Origin of the sequence: Microcoleus sp. B6-A1 (genome assembly GCF_036705085.1) — a bacterium.
Taxonomy (GTDB): domain Bacteria; phylum Cyanobacteriota; class Cyanobacteriia; order Cyanobacteriales; family Microcoleaceae; genus Microcoleus.
The window spans coordinates 1-1,480 of record NZ_JAUBTU010000192.1 but is presented as its reverse complement, the minus strand read 5'-3'; the positions used below and the strand labels follow the sequence as shown (position 1 = coordinate 1,480).

1 protein-coding gene and 1 pseudogene are annotated in these 1,480 nt (G+C 34.7%); both read right to left on the bottom strand.

Translation table 11 applies throughout. The features are described from left to right. Positions 1-440 precede the first annotated feature (440 nt). A pseudogene (locus tag QUB11_RS31405) lies at positions 441-665 on the bottom strand (IS1 family transposase); the annotation flags it as partial. 63 nt (positions 666-728) lie between these two features. Then, on the bottom strand, positions 729-1,406 hold the full coding sequence (locus QUB11_RS31125) for an IS630 family transposase (RefSeq protein ID WP_333392564.1): 678 nt from the start codon (positions 1,404-1,406) through the stop codon (positions 729-731). Positions 1,407-1,480: the final 74 nt, after the last annotated feature.

Sequence of the window (1,480 nt, the reverse complement as noted above, 5' to 3'; positions counted from 1 at the left end):
CAGAGGTACTGGAATAAAAATTAATTCTCCTATTTTTAATATTTTAAAGCCTCCTAACCCTTAAGTAAACCGTATTGACATTTAGTAAACCTAAATGGCGCCGAACAAATAAGCAACTTAACAAAGGAACGTCGGGAGATATTAAATTATTTAGGAAAGGTTTGCGGTCAATATTATTTAATAGTTGAAGATGGGTAACTCGGAAAACAAACCGGAGAATATAGTTAAATAAATTCAAATTGTTGGCAACAGAACACTCATGTTGCCGGAATTGTGATGTCTTATTTAGGGAGAATGAGTTCAGATATTGCCGAAGGAATATATTAGGAAATATCTGTGAATTCCAATTTCTTGTATTTCGCCAAAATCGCAAAATAATGATACTAAAATTAGAAAAGGTAGGCACAGATATTTTTCCTACAGTGAAGGTATGAAAATCCTTAGTCATCAAAGCCAGAACTGCGGAATGTGGGTTGTAGTTTTTTGGAGAAAGACAAGGTTTTAGGAACCAAACGAGAAACTCGCTGCCGTAAAGTATTATTAAGTCTTTCAATATAACAGGTTTTTCCCGATTCTTTACCTACAGGTTGGTGTGTTTTAAAAGGTAGCAGTTATGAATAAGATTCCCAACAATCAGTATAACAAACAGCACATTTTCTATAGACCAATACGGTTAAGTTAATGTTTTTTGTCATTGCGAGCTTTGGGCGAAGCATAATACCAATTTACTATGAAGTTGCACTTAATATAGCTTCAAGGATATAGTCCCAACCACAGAGGGATAAAACTTCTTCATTCGTGAGAGATTTGATAATTGTATTTACCTGTTCTTTGAGTTTATCTAAACTCGAATAATTTTCCCATTTTAGGTCTTTTTTTATATGCTCCCACAATCTTTCAATCGGATTTAATTCAGGACTATAGGCAGGTAAATATATTGGCATTACATGGTCAGCCCAGTCTAATAATAGAGCTTTATGGAAACTACCATTATCCATGATAATTAGATTGAAAGTCTCTGAGTATTTTTGATCCAATCCATTTAAAAACTCTTGAAAACAGTTGTAATTGAGCTGAGCAAATTCTTGATAATATTGTTCACCAGTGGCTGGCTCTACGACTCCATAAATATAAAAGTTTCCTCGTTTCCATTGCTTTTTGCCAATAGGTTTTACTCCCTTTAATGTAATCATTCTGCCCTGCATAGTAATCAATCCAAATCTACTCTCATCCTGACACCATATCCTTACAGGCTTGGAGTTTCCGAAATATTTAATCATTACTTTGATGAGTTCACAGAGTTTTTTTTTGAAGCTTGCCTGCACCTCTTCGTTCGCTTTATCACTTTGGGGTCTTGGGACTTTCAGGTCAGCTTTCAACTTATAATGAACTAGGTCATGTACCAGGGTAAACGCATCTTAATTTCAACCTAAAACATGATAAGATGAAGTATTGGGCTAAATCAAGTGCGTAATTAGGT